At 63.9% G+C, this 20,157-nt stretch carries 22 protein-coding genes; 11 read left to right on the top strand and 11 right to left on the bottom strand.

Annotated features, from left to right (window positions below; genetic code table 11):
• The first annotated feature begins 73 nt into the window (after nt 1-73).
• Nucleotides 74-364 (top strand): muconolactone Delta-isomerase family protein, encoded by a 291-nt coding sequence (locus AC1D1N_RS20525; RefSeq protein ID WP_203278078.1) that lies wholly within the window; start codon nt 74-76, stop codon nt 362-364.
• Between the two features lie 242 nt (nt 365-606).
• Nucleotides 607-1,605, top strand: coding sequence for a transporter (locus AC1D1N_RS20520; protein WP_477350651.1), 999 nt, complete (start codon nt 607-609; stop codon nt 1,603-1,605).
• An 11-nt stretch (nt 1,606-1,616) separates the two neighbouring features.
• Here the strand turns inward: AC1D1N_RS20520 and AC1D1N_RS20515 are convergent, their stop codons facing one another.
• From AC1D1N_RS20515 to cysS, 8 genes are all read right to left on the bottom strand, one after another.
• On the bottom strand, nt 1,617-2,303 hold the full coding sequence (locus AC1D1N_RS20515; RefSeq protein ID WP_477350649.1) for a glutathione S-transferase family protein: 687 nt from the start codon (nt 2,301-2,303) through the stop codon (nt 1,617-1,619).
• Between the two features lie 10 nt (nt 2,304-2,313).
• Nucleotides 2,314-3,243, bottom strand: coding sequence for an EamA family transporter RarD (rarD, locus tag AC1D1N_RS20510; protein WP_477350647.1), 930 nt, complete (start codon nt 3,241-3,243; stop codon nt 2,314-2,316).
• 316 nt (nt 3,244-3,559) lie between these two features.
• Nucleotides 3,560-5,176: a citramalate synthase gene (gene cimA, locus AC1D1N_RS20505; RefSeq protein ID WP_477350645.1), complete on the bottom strand. Its 1,617-nt coding sequence runs from the start codon at nt 5,174-5,176 to the stop codon at nt 3,560-3,562.
• A 46-nt stretch (nt 5,177-5,222) separates the two neighbouring features.
• The gene (gene pip, locus AC1D1N_RS20500) at nt 5,223-6,185 is read right to left on the bottom strand and encodes a prolyl aminopeptidase (RefSeq protein WP_477350643.1); all 963 of its coding nucleotides are present in this window, start codon (nt 6,183-6,185) and stop codon (nt 5,223-5,225) included.
• A gap of 2 nt (nt 6,186-6,187) precedes the next feature.
• The gene (locus tag AC1D1N_RS20495) at nt 6,188-6,664 is read right to left on the bottom strand and encodes a GFA family protein (RefSeq protein WP_477350641.1); all 477 of its coding nucleotides are present in this window, start codon (nt 6,662-6,664) and stop codon (nt 6,188-6,190) included.
• Complete coding sequence (locus AC1D1N_RS20490; RefSeq protein WP_112560756.1) at nt 6,661-7,152, bottom strand: GFA family protein; 492 nt, start codon at nt 7,150-7,152, stop codon at nt 6,661-6,663. The genes AC1D1N_RS20495 and AC1D1N_RS20490 overlap by 4 nt, the downstream gene beginning before the upstream one ends.
• A 22-nt stretch (nt 7,153-7,174) precedes the next feature.
• A complete protein-coding gene (locus AC1D1N_RS20485) occupies nt 7,175-7,561 on the bottom strand; it encodes a VOC family protein (protein ID WP_192256744.1) in 387 nt (128 codons plus the stop codon).
• Nucleotides 7,558-8,991, bottom strand: coding sequence for a cysteine--tRNA ligase (gene cysS, locus AC1D1N_RS20480; RefSeq protein ID WP_477350639.1), 1,434 nt, complete (start codon nt 8,989-8,991; stop codon nt 7,558-7,560). The genes AC1D1N_RS20485 and cysS overlap by 4 nt, the downstream gene beginning before the upstream one ends.
• A 390-nt stretch (nt 8,992-9,381) precedes the next feature.
• On the opposite strand from cysS, the gene AC1D1N_RS20475 reads away from it, so the two are divergent.
• Complete coding sequence (locus tag AC1D1N_RS20475) at nt 9,382-9,537, top strand: hypothetical protein (protein WP_112560752.1); 156 nt, start codon at nt 9,382-9,384, stop codon at nt 9,535-9,537.
• Nucleotides 9,538-9,671: 134 nt separating this feature from the next.
• Here AC1D1N_RS20475 and AC1D1N_RS20470 read toward each other — a convergent pair whose 3' ends face one another.
• Entirely contained in the window at nt 9,672-10,436 is a 765-nt protein-coding gene (locus AC1D1N_RS20470) for an SOS response-associated peptidase (RefSeq protein ID WP_477350637.1), read from the bottom strand.
• 123 nt (nt 10,437-10,559) lie between these two features.
• Between AC1D1N_RS20470 and AC1D1N_RS20465 the strand changes: the two genes are divergently transcribed.
• The 4 genes from AC1D1N_RS20465 (at nt 10,560) to AC1D1N_RS20450 (ending at nt 12,926) form a co-directional block, all read left to right on the top strand.
• Nucleotides 10,560-10,985 (top strand): NUDIX hydrolase, encoded by a 426-nt coding sequence (locus AC1D1N_RS20465; protein WP_477350635.1) that lies wholly within the window; start codon nt 10,560-10,562, stop codon nt 10,983-10,985.
• A 49-nt stretch (nt 10,986-11,034) separates the two neighbouring features.
• The gene (locus tag AC1D1N_RS20460) at nt 11,035-11,406 is read left to right on the top strand and encodes a TIGR02301 family protein (RefSeq protein ID WP_477350634.1); all 372 of its coding nucleotides are present in this window, start codon (nt 11,035-11,037) and stop codon (nt 11,404-11,406) included.
• A gap of 332 nt (nt 11,407-11,738) precedes the next feature.
• Nucleotides 11,739-11,996 (top strand): hypothetical protein, encoded by a 258-nt coding sequence (locus AC1D1N_RS20455; protein WP_008874920.1) that lies wholly within the window; start codon nt 11,739-11,741, stop codon nt 11,994-11,996.
• 126 nt (nt 11,997-12,122) lie between these two features.
• Complete coding sequence (locus tag AC1D1N_RS20450; RefSeq protein WP_477350632.1) at nt 12,123-12,926, top strand: hypothetical protein; 804 nt, start codon at nt 12,123-12,125, stop codon at nt 12,924-12,926.
• 15 nt (nt 12,927-12,941) lie between these two features.
• On the opposite strand, the gene AC1D1N_RS20445 is transcribed toward AC1D1N_RS20450, so the two are convergent.
• Nucleotides 12,942-14,273 (bottom strand): dihydroorotase, encoded by a 1,332-nt coding sequence (locus tag AC1D1N_RS20445; RefSeq protein WP_477350630.1) that lies wholly within the window; start codon nt 14,271-14,273, stop codon nt 12,942-12,944.
• 82 nt (nt 14,274-14,355) lie between these two features.
• Between AC1D1N_RS20445 and ygfZ the strand changes: the two genes are divergently transcribed.
• From ygfZ to AC1D1N_RS20430, 3 genes are all read left to right on the top strand, one after another.
• Nucleotides 14,356-15,216 carry a CAF17-like 4Fe-4S cluster assembly/insertion protein YgfZ gene (gene ygfZ / locus AC1D1N_RS20440; RefSeq protein ID WP_477350628.1) on the top strand — a complete coding sequence of 287 codons (861 nt, stop codon included), beginning with the start codon at nt 14,356-14,358 and terminating at the stop codon, nt 15,214-15,216.
• On the top strand, nt 15,216-15,845 hold the full coding sequence (locus AC1D1N_RS20435) for an HD domain-containing protein (protein ID WP_112560745.1): 630 nt from the start codon (nt 15,216-15,218) through the stop codon (nt 15,843-15,845). Before ygfZ ends, AC1D1N_RS20435 begins: the two co-directional genes overlap by 1 nt.
• Before the next feature lie 75 nt (nt 15,846-15,920).
• Nucleotides 15,921-18,059, top strand: coding sequence for a putative bifunctional diguanylate cyclase/phosphodiesterase (locus AC1D1N_RS20430; RefSeq protein ID WP_477350626.1), 2,139 nt, complete (start codon nt 15,921-15,923; stop codon nt 18,057-18,059).
• Here AC1D1N_RS20430 and AC1D1N_RS20425 read toward each other — a convergent pair.
• Nucleotides 18,028-18,876 (bottom strand): AraC family transcriptional regulator, encoded by an 849-nt coding sequence (locus AC1D1N_RS20425; RefSeq protein ID WP_436259065.1) that lies wholly within the window; start codon nt 18,874-18,876, stop codon nt 18,028-18,030. The genes AC1D1N_RS20430 and AC1D1N_RS20425 overlap by 32 nt on opposite strands.
• Nucleotides 18,877-18,967: 91 nt before the next feature.
• Here AC1D1N_RS20425 and AC1D1N_RS20420 point away from each other — a divergent pair, with 91 nt between their 5' ends.
• Nucleotides 18,968-20,149, top strand: coding sequence for an amidohydrolase (locus tag AC1D1N_RS20420; protein ID WP_436259064.1), 1,182 nt, complete (start codon nt 18,968-18,970; stop codon nt 20,147-20,149).
• The last annotated feature ends 8 nt before the right edge of the window (nt 20,150-20,157 follow it).

Here is a 20,157-nt window from a genome sequence, read left to right as displayed (position 1 = left end):
TTAGCCTAATCAGTCTTGGACAGTCTGTCCAGCGGCGGCGATAGTTTGGGCATCGCAACCACAGGAGACAGAAATGCAGTTCTTTGCCCTTCTCACCCGCAACACCGAAAAGTTCAGCGACGCCGATTTCGCGCCGCTGCTGCCCAGCGAGGCCGAACAGCGCCGCACGCTCTATGCCGAAGGCGCCGTGCGCCAGGTCTGGAACCGCGGCGATATTCCGGGCAGCGGCATGATGTTCGAAGCCGGCAGCGATGCCGACGTGCGCGGCCATCTCGCCACTCTGCCGCTGGTCAAGGCCGGCATGATGGACATTGCCGCAGTGGTGCCGCTCGCGCCCTATCCCGGGTTTGGGCCCAAGCGCTGAGCACGCCGCGAATACGCCGCCGGCGGCGATCCCTGCCGCCGGCCAATTTCTGCAGGGCCAGGCCGCTGCATCGCCTGCATCTGTTCCGCTAGGATCTGTAGCGCCGCCGCGCGTCGCTGATCGACGGACTGTGATCGCCCTGTCAAGAAACTGTCACACAGAACGCGGTTAGCCCATGCTACGAATGGCGTGCCGGCATCCGCGCACGGCGTGGTCGAAATCTGTATCTGGCGAGGCGAGCCGTGAACATCGCTCTCAACGCGGAAGGCACCCCTCTGTCGCCTTACCTGCCCGACGAGCACGGGCTGTTCTTCATCTATCATTTCACCGCCGAGGGACTGCGCACCAAGGACGCGGCTGAGGCGCAATGGACATGGCGCAGCTACCAGCTTTCCGACCTGCGCGCCCGTCGCGAGATCGCCGCCGAGCAGGCTTTGCCGGCGCCGGTGCGCGAAGCGTTCCTCGGCGCCAGCCAAGGCTGCCATATCGATCTCGAGGATGACTGGCTCTATGGCGACCTGCCGGATCTGCGCCACGACTATTCCGCGGAGGCTCGCGGGCTCGGCCATTTCCGCTTTGCCCTCAACGAAAAAATGCTGATCGGCGCGCGCAAGCAGCCACTGGAATCGGTCGATCTCATCCGCAAGGCGGTGGAGAGCGGATCGCGCAAATTCCGCGCCCCTGCCGACCTGATCGAGGCGGTGATGGGCCAGTCGCTCGACGGCATGGCGGCCGAGCTCCACGGCCTTGGCGATACGCTGGACGGCATCGAGGACCGCATCGTGCGCGACGCCTGGCACAGCGAGCGGCAGTCACTGGTCGAGGCGCGCCGTCAGCTGGTGGTCATCCATCGGCAGATGGCGACACTCACAAACCTGTTCCGCCATCTCGACCATTCGCATCGCAACGAGCTGCCTGACCCGATCAACGACATGGCGACAAGGCTCTCGCACCGGGCGCACACGCTCTATCACGACGGCGAGCAGTTGCAGGCGCGCACCAGGCTGCTGCAGGACGAATTGATGGCCAAGCTGACGATGCAGTCCAACCAGCTGCTCTATGTGCTGTCGGCGATGACGGCGGTGCTGTTGCCGATGACGATCATTTCGGGCCTGTTCGGCATGAATGTCGGCGGCCTGCCGCTGGTCAACACGCCGATGGGATTCTGGGTGGTGTCAGCGGTTTCGATCGTGATCGCGGCGGCGACCTATCTGTTCGTCAGGCGGCTCGGGCGCATGTAGCCCGGCTGATTTCATGCCGTGGCGCGAAGATCCTCGGTGACGGTGCCGGCGGCAGCGACTTCCGCTTCATGATCCGGTTCACGCCAGGTGTCTGCGAGGCCCGCCGAATACCATTCCTGCATCGCCTGCAGACCAAGCAATTGCGCGGGATAGGCGGCGGCCGCGCCCTCGAAAGTGAGCCCATAGGACTGCACGCGGAATGCCACCGGGGCAAAGAAGGCGTCGACCGCGGTGAAATGGCCGCCGGCAAGGAACGGCCCGCCGAACCGGGCGAGGCCATCGTTCCAGAGATCGCCCAACCGGAACAGATCCTGCTTCAGCGCTGCCGACATCGGCAACGGTTTTACCCGCACGCCGCAACTCATCGGGCACGCGCTACGCAAGGCGGTGAAGCCCGAATGCATTTCGGCGGCGGCCGAACGGGCCCAGGACCGTGCTCTGGCCTCGGCCGGCCACACGCCATGGTGGCGCTCCGCCAGATATTCGGCAATAGCCAGCGAGTCCCAGACAGCCCAGCCGTCATCGACCAGGCAAGGCACACGGCCACTGGGCGAGAAAGCCCGGTAGAGGTCGAAGCTCGACCCTATCGGGAACGGCGTCAGCCGCTCCTCGAACGAGATGTCGAGGGTGCGCATCAGCACCCATGGCCGCAGCGACCATGACGAATAGTTCTTGTTGGCAATGTGCAGCACGTACATGCAAGTCTTCCTACTTCGGAGCCAACACCGCCGAGCGAATTTCACGGCCACGGAACATCGACCAGGAATACATCGCCAACGCTGCCCAGATCAGCGCGAAGGCAATCGCCTGCGTGGCGCCGAACGGCTCGTCGAAAATCAGCACGGCGATCAGGAACACCATGGTTGGCGCGATGTACTGCATGATGCCGATGGTCGACAGGCGCAGAAGCTTGGCGCCGAAGGCGAACAGAAGCAGCGGCACGGACGTGACCGGGCCGCAGCCGATGAGCAGTGCCGTGTCGGTGCCGTTGCTGGAGATGAAATGGTCCTGGCCGTTGGCGATCAGGAAGACGATGTAGGCAAGCGCCGGCACCGACAGCAAAAGCACTTCGAGCAGAAAGCCTTGGCTCGGGCCGATCGGCAGCGTCTTGCGGAAAAAACCGTACGCGGCGAAGGAAAACGCCAGCGCCAGCGACACCCAGGGCAATTTACCGGCATCGACGGTCAGCACGGCAACGGCGATCGCCGCCAGTGCCACCGCCGCGATCTGCAGCCGGTCGAGCTTCTCGCCCAGCACCAGCGCACCGACAACGATGACGACCAGCGGGTTGATGTAGTAGCCGAGCGCGGTCTCGACCGTGCGGTCAACCGAGATCGCCCAGACATAAATGGCCCAGTTGACTGAAATCAGCGTCGCCGTCAGCGCCGCCATGCCGAGGCTGCGCGGTGAGCGGATCGCGGCCTTGAAATCGGCCGTGCGGCCGGCCCAGACCAACACTGCCGCCGCGATCGGCACCGACCAGACGATGCGATGGGCGATCACCTCGATCAGCGGCAGATGCGCGACCGCCTTCATGTAAAAGGGCAGCAGCCCCCACAGGAGATAGGCACCCAGCGCCAGCAGGAAGCCGCTGCGGGCCTTGGAGTCTGCGTCGGGGGCGAGTGCGTCGGTGGCCATGGCGCAACGCTATGGCTCAACGGGTCGGCCAAGACCATCGCAAAGTTGTGATGGATCAATGGACTTCCGCTGATGGTTCAAGGACCAGCGCCGGTTCCTCGCCCCACTGAGTGGGGAGAGGTGGCCCGGCGAAGCCGGGACGGAGAGGGGCAGCGCGGCGGCTGTGAGTTCGGTAATAAGGTTGATGACAGGGTCGTCTTGCGCCCTGCCCTCGTCGGATTTTGGCTTCGCGGAGGTCGTCCCCCTCTCCGTCCCGGCTTCGCCGGGCCACCTCTCCCCCGCTTCCGCGGGGGCGAGGAACCCAAGTCCTGCAAGCCTACTCAGCCGCCACCAGCCCTGCCATCTCGCGGTTCTTCATCAGCTTGTAGACGATCGAATCCATCAGCGCCTGGAAGGATGCGTCGATGATGTTTTCGGACACCCCGACAGTCCACCAGCGGGCGCCGGTGCCGTCATGCGATTCGATCAGGACACGGGTGATGGCTTCGGTGCCGCCATTGAGGATACGCACCTTGAAGTCGGCCAGTTCCATGTCGGCGATCTCGCCCTGGAACTTGCCGAGATCCTTGCGCAGCGCGATGTCGAGCGCGTTGACCGGGCCATGGCCTTCGGCCACCGACATCTTTTCCTCGCCATCGACCATCACCTTGACGATCGCCTCGGAGACCGTCTTCAGCTGGCCATTGGCATCGAAGCGGCGCTCGACCATGCATCGGAACGAGGTGACGTTGAAGAACTCCGGCAGGCCGTGCAGCATCTTGCGCGCCAAGAGCTCGAAGGAGGCATCGGCGCCCTCATAGGCATAACCTTCGGCCTCGCGTTCCTTGACCACAGATATCAGCGCATCGAGCCGGTGATCGTCCTTCGGCACATCGATGCCGCGCCGCTTCAGTTCGGCGAGGAAATTGGCCTTGCCGCCCTGGTCGGAGACCATGACGCGGCGGCGGTTGCCGACGGCTTGCGGCTCGACATGCTCATAGGTCGCCGGCTCCTTGGCGAGCGCCGAGGCATGGATGCCGGCCTTGGTGGCGAAGGCGGAGGCGCCGACATAGGGCGCCTGCGCCTCGGGCGCGCGGTTGAGCAATTCGTCGAAGGCGCGAGACAACCGCGAGATGCCGGTCAGCGCCTCGGCCGAAATGCCGGTCTCGAAACGGTCGGCGAACGCAGGCTTCAACAAAAGCGTCGGGATGATGGAGACGAGATTGGCGTTGCCGCAGCGCTCGCCGATACCGTTCAAAGTGCCCTGGATCTGGCGCACGCCGACCTCGACGGCGGCAAGGGAATTCGCCACCGCCTGGCCGGTGTCGTCATGCGCGTGGATGCCGAGATGATCGCCGGAGATGCCAGATGCGATCACCTTGCCGACGATTTCGCGCACTTCCGACGGCTGCGTGCCGCCATTGGTGTCGCAAAGCACCACCCAGCGCGCGCCGGCGTCGTAGGCGGTTTTGGCGCAGGCCAGCGCGTAGTCCGGATTGGCCTTGAAGCCGTCGAAGAAATGCTCGCAGTCGACCATCGCCTCCTTGCCGGCCGCGATAGCGGTTTCCACCGAGGCCTTGATCGATTCCAGGTTCTCCTCGTTGGTGCAGCCGAGCGCGACGCGCACATGATAGTCCCAGCTCTTGGCGACGAAGCAGATGGCATCGGACTTCGACTGCACGAGAGCGGCCAGCCCCGGGTCGTTGGACGCCGACACGCCTGCCCGCTTGGTCATGCCGAAGGCGACGAATTTTGCCTTCGCCGTGCGCTTCTGCTGGAAGAAGGCGGTGTCGGTCGGGTTGGCGCCGGGATAGCCGCCTTCGACATAGTCCATGCCGAACTCGTCGAGCAGCTTGGCAATCGCAATCTTGTCCTCGACGGAAAAGTCGATGCCCGGCGTCTGCTGGCCGTCGCGCAATGTGGTGTCGAAGAGATAGAGGCGTTGCTTTGTCATGGCTGCGCGGGTGCGTACGCACCCTCCTCTGGCCCGAAGGCCGATGTCATTTCTTTCCTGCGAACTTGTCCGTTGCCCTGATCAGCTGATCGAGGATCCCCGGTTCCGAATAGGCATGGCCGGCGCCTTCGATGAGGTGGAAATCCGCCTTCGGCCAGGCTTTGTGCAGCGCCCAGGCGTAGCGCGCTGGACACGGCATGTCGTAGCGACCATGGACGATGGTGCCAGGGATGTCCTTCAGTTTGTGCGCGTCGCGCAGCAGCTGTCCCTCCTCGAGCCAGCCGGCGTGAACGAAATAGTGGTTCTCGATGCGGGCAAAGGCGATGGCGAAATCGTCCTCGCCGAACTTGTCGCTGGTTTCCGGTTCCGGCAGCAGCGTGATCGTCTCGCCTTCCCACAGGCTCCACGCAAGGGCGGCTTCGAGCTGCGCCTTGCGGTCGGAGCCAACCAGCCGCTTGCGGTAGGCGGCCATCATGTCGCCGCGCTCGGCTTCAGGGATCGGCGCCTGAAAACGCTCCCACTTGTCGGGGAACATCTCCGAGACGCCGAACTGATAATACCATTCGAGCTCGGCGCGGGTGAGCGTGTAGATGCCGCGCACGACGAGCTCGCTGACGCGATCTGAGTGCGTCTCGGCATAGGCGAGCGCCAACGTCGAGCCCCAGGAGCCGCCGAACACGAGCCATTTATCGAAGCCGCAAATTTCGCGCAGGCGTTCGATGTCGGCGACCAGATGCCAGGTGGTGTTGGCGTCGAGCGAGGCGTTGGGCGTCGATTTTCCGCAGCCGCGCTGGTCGAACAGGATGACATCGTAAAGCTTCGGGTCGAATAACCGCCGATGTTTTGGCGAGATGCCGCCGCCGGGACCGCCATGCAGGAACACCGCCGGCTTGGCGCCCTTGGTGCCGGAGCGCTCCCAATAGATCTGGTGGCCGTCGCCGACATCGAGCATGCCGGAAGCGAAGGCCTCGATCTCGGGATAAAGCGTACGCAAGGAACTGCTGTGCATCGTCATAGTTTCAAGCCCTGCTGCGGCCAGTTGGCCGTCTCGTGGTCGGGATGCTGGAAGGAGATGATCTGCTCCTGCCGTCGATAGAAGTCGGGATCGTCGAGGATCGGCGCCTCGAAGATCTTCTCCACCCAAGGCAGGCGAGCCGCGTAGTTGACCTGGATCTGCGGCGCGAGATCCGAGCGGTCGTCGAAGGCACCGATGGCGATCTCCAGCGCGCCCGGCTGGCGATAGGTCAGCGGCGTGCCGCAACGGGCGCAAAAGCCGCGATCGATGTTGACCGACGACTGGAAGTAGGTTGGCTCCTCGCGCACCCATTCGACACCGTCCTTGGGCACCGTCACCAGCGCGCCGAAGAATGAGCCGAACTGTTTCTGGCACATGCGGCAATGGCAGATGGAGGGGCGGCCGAGCTTGCCCCTGATGCGGAAGCGCACGGCGCCACACTGGCAGCCCCCGGTTCTGATATCATCGGTCATGGTCTTTCCTCTGGCGGCCATTGTTCGGTGTCGTGGTCGGGATGCTGGTAGGAGACGAGTTCGGCGAGATAAGGCGCCGATGACATGTCGGCCATCGTGTCCTCGCCGGGCAGTTGCGGGATGGTGTCGACATAGGGCAGCTTTGCCTCTGTGCCCCACTGGATCAGCGGCACGATTTCGGCCGGATTGTCGAACGCCCCAATGGCGAGGCCGACGCCATCAGGCGCGGTAAAGGTCAGCGGCGTGCCGCAATTGGCGCAGAAGCCGCGGTCGACGTGACTGGACGAGGCGAAATATTTCGGCTCGCCACGCGTCCAGTCGAGCTTGGCGCCACGCACCGAAACCAGCGGCGCGTAGAAGGCGCCGAACGCTTTCTGGCACATGCGGCAATGGCAGATCGAGGCATCGCCCAGCGCGCCCTCGACGCGGAAGCGCACCGCGCCGCATTGGCAGCCGCCGGTGTAGATCGGCCGATTGTCGAGGCTCATCGCATCTCGCTCCGTTTCATATTCATTCCGGGGCATGGCAGACGGCCTCGACATTGTTGCCGTCGGGATCGAAGACGAAGGCGCCGTAATAGTGCGGGTGATAATGCGGCCGCAGGCCCGGCCCGCCATTGTCCTTGCCGCCGGCGGCAAGGGCGGCCGCATGGAACGCATCGACCTCAGCGCGGCTGCGCGCGGTGAAGGCGACATGCTGATGGGTCCTCGGCTCATCGTTGCTGGCCTGCAGCCAGAACACCGGCCGGTCGCGGCCATAGCCACCGACCTTGGCGCCGCCGGTATATTCCAGCGGCACCATGTAGATCAGCGAGGCGCCTAGCGGCGCCATCGCCTGATCGTAAAAGGCCTTCGAAGCGTCGAAATCGGCGACGTTGATGCCGAGATGATCGATCATCTTTTTACCTCCCAGGTGGTGATTCTTTCGCCCGTGACCGGATCCTTGCCGTCCTTAAGCTGCACGCCTTGCGCCAGCAGCTCATCACGCACGCGGTCGGCTTCGGCCCAGTTTTTCGCGGCGATCAGTTCCAGGCGCTTGGCGATGGCTTTGGCGACCGCAGCCTCATCGACCTTGGCCGCAACGACATCGAAGCCGAGGAACAGCAGCGAGGCCTTCAGCGAAGCGGCAGCTTCGTTGCCGTCCGCGGCCTCGCCGGCAAGCTGCGTCAGCTGCTGGAAGGCGGCGTAGGTGGCGAGGTCGTCCGACAGCGCTGCCACGACTTCCGCCAGCACTTGCCCTGCGGCCGGTGCGAGATCGGCTGCGCGTTTCCATTTGCGCAGCGTGTTCTCGGCCTCCTCCAGCTTGCGGATCGAAAAATCGATCGGCTCGCGATAATGCGTCATCAGCATCGCCAGCCGCAGCACCTCGCCCGGCCATTTGCGGCCGCCGAATGTGTCGGTCTCCAGCAGTTCGGCGATGGCGTAGAAATTGCCGAGGCTCTTCGACATTTTCTGGCCTTCGACCTGCAGGAAGCCGTTGTGCATCCAGACATTGGCCATGACGTCGGTGCCGTGCGCGCAACGCGACTGGGCGATCTCATTCTCGTGGTGGGGGAAAATCAGGTCGAGGCCGCCGCCGTGGATGTCGAAGACGTCACCGAGATAGGCGGCCGACATGGCCGAGCACTCGATGTGCCAGCCGGGCCGGCCCCTGCCCCAAGGGCTGTCCCAGCCGGGCTCTTCCGGTGACGACAATTTCCACAGCACGAAATCGCCGGGGTTCTTCTTGTGCGCGTCGACGGCAACGCGGGCGCCTGCCTGCTGCTCGTCGAGATTGCGCTTCGACAGTTCGCCGTAATCCGGCATCGAGGCGGTGTCGAACAATACCTCGCCGGCGGCGACATAGGCATGGCCGCGCTCGATCAGGCGCTCGATGAGGCTGATCATGTCGGCCTTGCCATCGGCGCGGCGCGCGACGAACTCGGTGGCGCGCGGCTCGACCGTCGGCGGCAAGCAGCCGAGGGCCGCGACATCCTTGTGATACTGGTCGGCCGTCTTTTCCGTGACGCGGCGGATCGCCTCGTTGAGCGTCAGTCTTCCGGATGCAATCTCGGCGCCGAAATCGCGCAGCGCGCGGGCGTTAATCTTGTCGTCGACATCTGTGATGTTGCGCACATACGTAACGTGCGCCTCGCCGTAGACATGACGCAGCAAACGGAACAGCACGTCAAAGACGATCGCCGGCCGCGCATTGCCGATATGGGCAAAGTCGTAGACGGTCGGGCCGCAGACATACATGCGCACATTCCCAGCGTCGATCGGGACGAACGCGTCCTTCGTCCGCGTTAGCGTGTTGTAGAGGCTGAGACCCTTCGATGCGTCAGACATGCGTGCCCTTCCGGTCAACTAAGTTCTGGTTAGAGCCGTCCTATGCCAAGGCACAAATCGGGCTCCAGCCTGCTGGCCGGGGCGTTTGTCCACTCTGGGGAAAGATGAGGCGAAAACGTCCGGACCAGCGCGAGGCTAGCCAATAATGCAAATGCCACAAATGGCGAAAAACGTTTTCATGGGCGGCTTTATCGCCTTGGCCGGTGTTGCCGTCAAGTCGCAACTTCCGGCAAAAGCGCCGCTGGATCACAGGTCATGAGGCACTGAAACATTTTATTAAACATGTCAGCACAGTCATGAAACATTCGCCGGCTAGTTCACCATGGGTCACGATTCGGTCAGATTCGGCCGGCAAACGCAGACACAGAAATGTTACCAGGGAAGAGATCGATGTCACGAACCAAGCAGGAATCGAGCCGCGCCAAGCAACCGGCGCTCGCCAACCACTACCGCGCGATCGGCCCGGCCGCTATCGTCGCCGCCCTTCTCCACACTGCCAAGAAGAAGAAGCCGGCACCGAAAATCACTTCGCCCCGCGCTGCCTGATCAAAGCCCGGGCACCGGCCGCCGCCAAGGCGTACGCCGGCACGGAAGGCTGAGGCGCCTGAGCGCGCCTGAAAATAACAGCTCTTCCCGATTGAGCAGGTTCTTCCCGAAGACTGGTTTCTTGGGGTCGTGCTCTAAAACAATGTCATTTGACTGTCGTCCGCGCCGGGCTTCTGGCGCCTGACCTTCTCGGGCTCAGGCCCGACGATGCCCCTGTCCTGTATCTCGGGCCCGGTGTTGGCGACCTTGTTGACGAGGTCGGAGACCGGCACAGCCTCGAAGAAATCGCGCTGTGCAGGTCTGAGCAGGTCGGCCACGTCGCGCGGCTCGAGCGCGCGGCAGTCCAGCCAGCGGGCAAAATCCTCCGGCGCGATGACCACCGGCATGCGGTCATGGATATGGGCGATGCCGGCATTGGCGTTGACGGTGAGAATGGCGCCGGTATCCATCTCCGAACCACCCGGCTCGGCATAGGTTTCGACCAGCCCGGCAAAGGCGACGAGCCCGCCATTCCTCGGCCGTATCCAGTAGGGCTGGCCCTTCTTGCCGTTGCCCGATTGCTGCCACTCATAAAAGCCGGAGGCCGGAACCAATGCGCGACGATGGCGCATGGCGGCTTTGAACGAGGCCTTCTCCGCCGCTCCTTCCGAGCGCGCATTGAACAGCAGCGGAAATTCCCCGGTGTCCTTGACCCAGGCCGGGATCAGACCCCAGCGCACCAGCATCGCCTGGCGATCCGGAAAATTCGAGCCCGGCATGCGCGGCGGTCCGGAGAGCGCCATCAGCACCGGCTGCGTCGGCGCGATGTTGTAGCGGGCTGGAAACTCCTCCAGCGCCGCCAGGCCGAGCAAGGCAGCGGTCTGGTCCGGCGTGGCCGTCAGGGCAAAGCGTCCGCACATAGGCTAAGGTCTCTGAATGGTGTCATGCGAAGGTGGCGATGGAACCGGCGTTGCGCAACCGCTAAAGCTCAATGCCGCCAGCCGTCCACAAGGGTCTGACCTCATATAGGCGAATCGCGATCGATGAACGAGCAGCGCAAGACACTTCCCGCCGTCTCCGTCGCCGTTGTGCGCGGCACGACAGTGCTGCTGGTCAAGCGGGCGCGGCCGCCGTCGCAAGGGGTCTATGCCTTTCCCGGCGGCAAGGTCGAGCCTGGCGAAACTCTTGAGCAAGCCGCGGCGCGCGAATTGCTGGAGGAAACCGGGTTGCGGGCGAAAGACTATCGTCCGCTTAGCGACATCCACATCGACGGCAGCGGCGAGAATCACCCGGTCGACTATCTCCTGACGGTGTTCGGCGCTGTCTATGCCGGGGGCGAGGCGACAGCCAGTGACGACGCCGAGACCGCCGCCTTCTATACGCTGAAAGAAATGACCGACATGCCGCTCGCAGGCGATGTGTTTGAGGTCGCTGAGGAGCTTCTGGGCTCAAGCGATCCCGGTATCTGAACACAGAGAATCGCCTTGCAGGCGACAAATTGTTTGGCCAGAAAGACTTATGACCCGCGCCGCGCTCTTCCTCGCCGCATGCCTCGCCGCCGGCACCGCCGTGCAGCCGGCGCCGGCCGCCGAGTCGCCGTTCGAGCCTGGGCTGATGCGGCTGGCCGAGGTGCTGGGGTCGCTGCACTTCCTGCGTAATCTGTGCGGCGAAAAGGGCGACCAGTGGCGCACCGAGATGGAGAAGCTGATCGATTCGGAAAATCCAGATCCCGAGCGGCGCGCCCGATTCATCGCCAGCTTCAATCGCGGCTACCGTTCCTTCCGCGGCGCCTACACGCAGTGCACGCCGTCGGCGACCGCGGCCATCAGCCGCTACATGAAGGAAGGCGAGACACTGACCCGCGACATCGCTTCGCGCTACGGCAACTGACGAGCGCCAGACCGCGTCACAGCCAACGCCTTTTCGAGCACCCCGCCTTGTATCCACGGCACGTTGATGCAATGTTGGTGTTGCACTTTCGCAACAGTATTAACGAAACGTTAGCGCGCGGATGTGGAATTAACTCAAACTGAAGGTTTTCATCCCGCTCACCGGTCTAATCGGCTAAGTTTGAATCGGACCGAACGCTGGCGATGAAGTTTGTCAAACACGATCAAAAAAATGTCGTATTTACAAATGCTTACTTAGCCTGCGTGGAGATAGGGACAGCCCAAGCCGGATCCGACCCGTCGGATCGCCGCTTGAAAAGGGTGGACATCGCAATGGAACATGGCGTCAACGACATCGACGCGCTGGTCAGGGAAGAAAAGCGCCTGACCGCGGTGGAAAGCCATAGCGAGGCCTGGGCGGAAGGTCTGTCGGCCGGCATCGAGCCGGAAATCATTGCCGAGGCAGCACTTGAAACGGCGTTCGGCGAGATGCTGCGCGCCAATGGCGAGACTTCAGCTCTTGCCCTGCTCGACCGCATGCGTGAAAAGGTGATCGCCGGCGCTTTCGAGCCGGAGCGGCTGCGGCACTAGAGCGGCGCGCGTCCCTCTGGGCGCACACCGGCGCTACGGCGCCTTGATCGGTTCTTTGACGACGGCGCGCCGTTTGGGCATCATGCCTGGCACCTGAAGGAGCCCAGGCCCAAGGAGAGGCAAGCGGTGAATTTTTCGATGTCAGGCCAGCCTCGCGGACTGGTCCTCAGCATCTGGCTTGCCGCTTCCTGCGCCGCGGTTCCGCCGGCACTTGTCCTGACAAGCAGCCCTGCCTACGCGCTGAGCGAGATCAAGCGCGAGGAGCTTCCGGCGCCGGCTGAGCCGCCAGCCAATGGTGAGACGGCGCCCTCCGAAAATTCCGTGCCGATGCCCGATCTGCCCGGCACGACGCCGCCAGCGGCCAGCCAGCCGAAATCACCCGAAGAGCCCGAACAAAGCGAGCCGGAAGGGCCGACCGACGATGGCGGCGTGGCCAACCCGCGTGCCGATCCCGACGCGCCGGTGCCTGAAGTCGTCTACGACCTTTCCAAATTGCCGGAACCGGTCAGGCGCATGCACGACCTGATGGTCGAAGCCTGCGTCAGCGGCGACATCGAGAAGCTGCGGCCCCTGATCGGCACGGGCGAGACCATGACCCAATTGTCGCTGGGCGAGATCGAGGGCGACCCGATCGCCTTCCTGAAGGGGCTTTCAGGCGACAAGGAAGGCCAGGAAATCCTCGCCATCATGGAAGAGGTGCTCAATGCCGGCTATGTCCATGTCGACGTCGGCACGCCGCAGGAGCTCTATGTCTGGCCGTATTTCTTCGCCCTGCCGCTGGACAAGCTTGACGCCAAACAGCGGGTCGAACTGTTCAAGATCGTGACCGCCGGCGACTATGACGACATGAAGCAGTTCGGCGCCTACATCTTCTATCGCGTCGGCATCACGCCCGCCGGGCAGTGGACATTCTTCGTCGCCGGAGATTGAGTTTTTGCTGTCAGGCTATTTCGGCAGCGCCTCGGAAAACTCCACAGCCTTGCCCTGCCCGGGCGTGACGATCTCGCCATCCCACATTACACGGCGGCCGCGCACGACGGTGCCGACCGGCCAGCCGGTGACTTGCTTGCCATCATAGGGCGTCCAGCCGGCCTTGGAGCCGGCCTGCGCATTGGTGATGGTCTCGCGGCGCTTCATGTCGACGATGGTGAAATCGGCGTCGTAGCCGGCGGCGATGCGGCCTTTCCGGGCCATGCCGAAGATGCGCTGCGGGCCGTGGCTGGACAGGTCAACGAAGCGCTGCAGGGTCAGCCGGCCTGAATTGACGTGGTCGAGCATGATCGGCACCAGCGTCTGCACCCCGGTCATCCCCGACGGCGAGGCCGGATAGGGCTTTGCCTTCTCGGCCAGCGTGTGCGGGGCGTGGTCGGAGCCCAGCACGTCGACGATGCCTTGCGCAATGCCGTGCCAGACGCCGTCGCGATGGCGTGCCGCCCGCACCGGCGGGTTCATCTGGATCAACGTGCCCAGCCGCGCATAGTCGTCGGCCGCGAGCGTCAAATGATGCGGCGTCGCCTCGCAGGTGGCAACATCCTTGTGCTGTTCAAGGAACAGGATTTCTTCCGCGGTCGAGATGTGCAGGACATGGATGCGGGCGCGGGTGTTTCGCGCAATACGCACCAGCCGCTCGGTACAGCGCAAGGCGGCGATCTCGTCGCGCCAGACCGGGTGCGATGACGGGTCGTCTTCGACACGCAGGCCAAGGCGCTCGCGCAGCCGGAACTCGTCCTCGGAGTGAAAGGCGGCGCGGCGGCGGGTGTTTCTCAAGATCGATGCGACACCCTCGTCATCCTCGACCAGCAGGTCGCCGGTGGAGGAACCCATGAACACCTTGATGCCGGCCGCACCGGGGAGCCGCTCGAGTTCGCCGACATCGCCGGCGTTCTCGCGGGTGCCGCCGACCCAGAAGGCGAAGTCGATATGCATGCGGCCGGTGGCACGCTTTATCTTGTCGGCAAGGGCCGCCTCGCTGGTGGTCAGCGGGTTGGTGTTGGGCATCTCGAAGACGGCGGTGACGCCGCCCAACACAGCCGCGCGCGAGCCCGTCTCCAGATCTTCCTTATGCTCCAGCCCCGGCTCGCGGAAATGCACCTGACTGTCGACAACGCCCGGCAGTATGTGCAGGCCGCGGCAATCGATCGTCTCGCCGGCCGAGGCCTGGCCCAGATCGCCTATAGCCGCGATGCGACCGTCTTTGACGCCGACATCGCGCGCGCCCTCGCCGTCATGGTTGACCACCGTGCCGCCTGTCAGGATGAGGTCGTAGGTGCTGGCCATGGGCGTTCGGTCTCTTGCGGGGGGACTATCAGGGGCTTACGTAATGACCGTCTGTTTTGCAAGATCAGGTTCTTTGCCGCCCATGCCCTTTGCCCTTCTCGACAACCGCGCCCTCATTTCCGTGTCAGGCCCGGATGCCGAGCATTTTTTGCAGAATATCCTCACCACCGACCTCGATACGCTGGCCGCCGCAGAGGCAAAGCCCGGCGCACTGCTTTCGCCGCAGGGCAAGATCCTGTTCGATTTTCTGATCGCGCGCGCCGGCGAAAGCGGCTTCCAGCTGGAATGCCGGGCCGACGTCGCAGACGATTTCCTGCGCCGGCTGATGCTTTACAAGCTGCGCGCCAAAGCCGAGATTGCCAAGCAGGATCAATTGCTTGTGACGGTTGCATGGGGCGATGATTCAACCGCTTCACATTCTGATTCAACGGTACTTGCCGATACCCGCTTCCGTGACGTAGCCGTCAGCCGCTCCTATGGAGGCGCATCCGAAGGCGGCGATCAGGCTGCGTGGCAAACCCTGCGCATCGCCCACGGCATTGCCGAAAGCGGGCCGGACTATCAGCTCGGCGACACCTTCCCGCATGACGTGCTGCTCGACGAGACCGGCGGGGTCTGCTTCAACAAGGGCTGCTATGTCGGCCAGGAAGTGGTCTCGCGCATGCAGCATCGCGGCACCGCCAGACGGCGCGTGCTGATCGTTTCGGCCGACCATGCTTTGCCCACGCCGGGCACGGAGCTGACGGTGGCGGGGCGGCCGGTCGGCACGCTCGGCTCGAGCGAAGGCTCGATCGGCCTAGCCATTGCCCGCATCGACCGGGTCAAGGCGGCGCTCGACGCCGGCCAACCGATCCTGGCGGGTGACGTCGCTGTTTCGCTCGCCATTCCGGCCTGGGCAAAGTTCAGCTTTCCCAGGGAAGCGGTCGGCGCGGAGGACGCCTGATGGCCGCCGACCGTGTCGGGGCGCCGCCGCGCGCCTGGCAGCGCATGCTGTCGGGACGGCGGCTAGACCTGCTCGATCCCTCGCCGCTCGACATCGAAATCTCCGACATCGCCCACGGGCTTGCCCGTGTCGCCCGCTGGAATGGTCAGACACGCGGCGATCACGCCTTTTCGGTTGCCCAGCATTCGCTGCTGGTCGAGGCGCTTTTTGGCGAATTGCAGCCGGATGCCTCGGCCAATGCGCGGCTGGCGGCGCTGCTGCACGACGCGCCGGAATATGTCATCGGCGACATGATCTCGCCGTTCAAATCGGTGATGGGCGGCTCCTACAAGGATTGCGAGTTGCGCCTGCAGCGCGCCATCCATCAGCGCTTTTCGCTGCCGGCGGAACTCGGCGTCGGCCTGCGCAAAGAGATCAAGCGCGCCGACCAGATCGCTGCCTACTATGAGGCGACGCTGCTCGCCGGCTTTTCGACCGCGGAGGCAACCGAGTTCTTCGGCCGGCCGCGCGGCTTCAATGCCGACCGCTTCGATTTCACGCCGCGCTCGGTGACCTCGGCGCAGGCGGCGTTCCTCGAGCGTTATGCGACGCTTGAAAAGCAGCGCCAGGCAACGGTTGCTGTGCATTAGGCACAGTGAACATACGCTAAATTAACCAGCGGTAACCACAGTACCGGGTTCGATCACGGTCAGCAGGTACGCCTCATGTCCGTTGCGCACGTCAAGGGTGGTTCGCCCGTCCGCAGACGGGGAGCCGGAGGCGTCGCCGCCCCACAGCAGATCGCAGACGAATTGCGCCACCAGAACGAGCGCTTTTCGGCGGCCGTCGAAAACATGTCGCATGGCCTGTGCATGTTCGATGCCGACGAGCGGATGATCATCTGCAATGGCAACTATCTCAGCATCTTCTCCCTCGATGCGAAGATCGTGCGGCCCGGCATCGCGTTCCTGGATATTCTCCAACACAGCGTCGACATCGGTGTCGCCTCGCAGAGCGCCGCGGACCTCTATGCCATCCGCAAGCCCTATATCGAGCGCGCGCAAGCCTCGACCTACGAGGAAATACTGTCGGACGGCCGTATCATCTCCATCACGCACCGGCCACTGGCCTCGGGCGGCTGGGTGTCGATCTATGAGGACATCACCGAGCAAAGGCGGGCCGAGCAGGAATTGAAGGAGCAGCACCGTCGCTTCGATGCGGCCTTGGCCAACATGTCGCAAGGCCTGCTGATGTATGACGCTGACGGTACGCTGATCGTGCGCAACCAGCGCTTCTTCGACCTCTACAACGTCAAGCCCAGAGACTTCCCGCTCGGCATGAGCCAGCGCGCCCTGCTCGAGCAGATGGTGCGCCTGCGCATCTATCCGTCGATCGACATCGACGGCGAGATCTCCAAGACCAGGGCCAGCCTGCAGGCCGGCGAAACGCGCTCGACAAATCGCATCCTTGCCGATGGCCGAACATTGCTGATTGCGCGCCGGCCGCTTGCCGGCGGCGGCTGGGTGGCGACCTTCGAAGACATCACCGAGCGCCGGCGCGCCGAAGTGCGCATGAGCCACCTTGCCCATTACGACACGCTGACCGACCTGCCTAACCGCTCGATGTTCCGCGAACGGCTCGACCAGGCGCTTGGCGAAACCGCTGCTACTCCGTTGGCGATCTTCTCGCTCGACCTCGATCGCTTCAAGGTCATCAACGACACTTGGGGGCACCCGGCCGGCGACTGGCTGCTGAAGTGCGTGGCCGACCGGTTGCGGCACAGCCTGCGCAGCGAGACCGATGTGGTCGCCCGTCTCGGCGGCGACGAGTTCGCCATCCTACAGTTCAATCCCAAAGGTGCCACCGATGCGGAACAACTGGCAAAGCGCATCGTCGCTGTCGTCAGCCAGCCGTTTCGCGACAAGGGCCGCGACATGCATGTCGGCATCAGCCTTGGCATCGCGCTGTATCCCGGTGACGGCAAGGACGCCGACACGCTGTTGAAGAATGCCGACATGGCGCTCTACAGCGGCAAGAGCGAAGGCCGCAACGTCTACCGCTTTTTCGAACCCGGCATGGATGCCCTGGCGCGGGCGCGCCGGACGCTCGAAACCGATCTCGAGACGGCACTGAAGCGCCAGGAATTTGTCCTGGACTTCCAGCCGATCACCAACATCGCGTCGGGCGAAATCGTCGGCGCCGAGGCTTTGATGCGGTGGAATTCGCCGACGCGCGGCCTGGTGGCGCCCGACGATTTCATCGCGGCCGCCGAAGACAGCGGACTGATCGTTCCGCTGGGCGAATGGGCGCTGAAACAGGCCTGCAGCGTGGCCGCCGGCTGGCCACCTGGAATGCGCATTGCCGTCAACGTCTCGGCCGTGCAGATCAGAAGTGCCGACTTCGCCCGCAGCGTGATTTCGGCGCTGGCCGTTTCCGGCGTGCCGGCCAGGCGGCTTGAGCTGGAGATCACCGAAACCGTGCTGATGGATGAGAGCAAGACGGTGCTGCGGACGCTGAGGCAGCTGCGCGAACTCGGCATCCGCATCGCGCTCGACGATTTCGGCACCGGCTATTCGTCGCTCGGCTATCTCAGGCGCTTTCCCGTCGACAAGATCAAGATCGATCGATCGTTCATCCATGATATCGACAACCGGGACACGGCGGCGATCGTGCGCTCGATCATCGGGCTTGGCGCCGAGCTTGGCATCACCGTCACCGCCGAAGGCGTCGAGACCGAAGCGCAGCTCGACATATTGCGCAAGGCTGGCTGTGTCGAGGCGCAGGGCTTTCTGATCGGCGTGCCGTCAAAGGCGGCTGACATGGCACGACTGCTCAAGTCGAAGGCAGCGTCCCGGCCCGCCTGAACATCCCGGGTGTCATTCCATGCGCCGCGCGGAAGGTGCGCGAAAGATGGCTCTGATCGGAGAAGCCGGCCGCAAAGGCGGCGTCGGCGAGGTTTGAGCCCTGGCGGATCAGGAGATCGGCGCGGCGCAACCGGCGGTCACGGATGAAGGCAGCGGGCGTGAGACCGAGCGCCTTCCTGAAATCCCGGATGACCTGAAAGCGCGTCACGCCTGCGGCTTCGGCCAGCCGCCGCAAATCGAGGTCCGAAGCCAGATGATCCTCGATGACTTGTTCATAGACCTGGAGCCGGCTTTTCGAGCCGACGCTTTCGACCGCCTCGCGCCTCCGGCCGCCCCAATCGCCATGGCGCAGGACGAGCTTGCGCAAGGCGATCAGCATGGATGTCTCGGCACTTGTGGCATCGCCTGATGTCGAGGCCTGGTGTGCGGCGGCCACCGCCTGGACGAGATCGGCATCATCGACGATCGATTGCGAAAACAGTGGCGCGCGATCCTGCCCGAGTTCTGCAGCGATCGCGCCCATGAGGGAAACCGAGGGATAGAAGGTGCGGTAGGCCCAGCCCTGCTCGGCACCTGCCTCGCCGTCGTGCCACACCTCCGGATTGACGAGGAGGACCGTGCCCACCGGCGCGACGACGGTCTCGTTGCCGATGCGGACACGCTCGCAGCCATGCGTGATCAGCGCGACGACATAGGTCGGGTGCGTGTGCAACTGGTAGCGATGCCGGGTGAAACGCGCCCTCAGCATGCCAAGATCGCGAAAGCGCGGATGACGCCAGAACTGCGTTGTCTCCTGCGGCTCCTGAATTCCCGACACGGTCAATCCTGTTCAAGACGCTGCCGGCGCAAACCCTTTAGGTGCTGGCATCGACAAGGCCGAATTTACGACGGCCGGCAAGGAGAGCGCAATGCTGCACAACGACCCCGTCGCCGCCCTCACCCCGCAGGTGGTGGAATGGCGGCATCACATCCACGCCAATCCCGAGCTTGGTTTCAGCGAGTATGAGACAGCGCGCTTTGTTGCCGACAAGCTGCGCGCCTTCGGGCTCGACGAAATCCATGAAGGCATAGGCGGCACCGGCGTGGTCGGCGTCCTCAGGGGACGGCCGGGGACACGCGCCATCGGGCTCAGGGCCGAGCTCGATGCCTTGCCTGTGCTGGAGAAGACCGGATTGCCATATGCTTCGAAAAAGGACGGCGTAATGCATGCCTGCGGCCATGACGGCCACACCGCGATGCTGCTCGGCGCCGCCAGGCTGCTCGCCGATAGCAGAGCCTTCGACGGGACCGTCTATTTCATCTTCCAACCGGCGGAGGAAAATGAAGGCGGCAGCATGCGCATGATCGAGGACAGGCTGTTCGAGCGCTTCCCGGTGGAAGCCGTCTACGCCGTCCATAACTGGCCGGGACTGCCGCTCGGCACGATCGCGACCCGAGCCGGCGCGATGATGGCGGCTGTCGACACTTTCGAGTTGAGTTTCGAGGGAACCGGCGCACATGCCGCCATGCCGCAGCTTGGCGACGACCCGGTGCTCGCGGCCAGCGCTTTCGTTCAGGCCGTGCAGCGCATCGTCAGCCGCTCGGTCGATCCGCAGACGGCGCTGGTCGTCTCGATCACGCAGATCCATGGCGGCAATGTCGGCAACATCGTGCCGGGCAAGGTCTGGCTGCAGGGGACCTGCCGTTTCTTCGAGCCCGCTCTGTCGGACCATTGCGAAAGACTGGTCGGGGAGATCGCGGAGGGTATCGCTGCGGCGAACAGCCTGACCGCCAAGCTCGTCTACAAAAACGGTTACCCACCGCTGGTCAATACATCAGCCGCGACGGCCCAAGCCGTCCAGGCCGCCGCCGCTGTCGTCGGCCGCGAGCGGGTCGAGACCGTATTCAACCCGAGCCTCGGTTGCGAGGATTTCGCCTACATGATCCGCGAAGCCGGCGGCTGCTATGCGTGGGTCGGCGCCGGCTCAGTCGGACCGGGCGAAGGACTGCATGGCGATCGCTATATCTTCAACGACGCAATCGTTCCGACCGTGCTGAGTTATTTCGTCACCCTCGTCGAGCAGACGGCGGCCACCAATACACCAGATTGAATGCCGCT

The sequence above is a fragment of the Mesorhizobium sp. P2_B5 genome (assembly GCF_056404775.1).
Note: the sequence above shows the minus strand (reverse complement) of the source record. Positions and strands in the feature narration are given on the sequence as shown.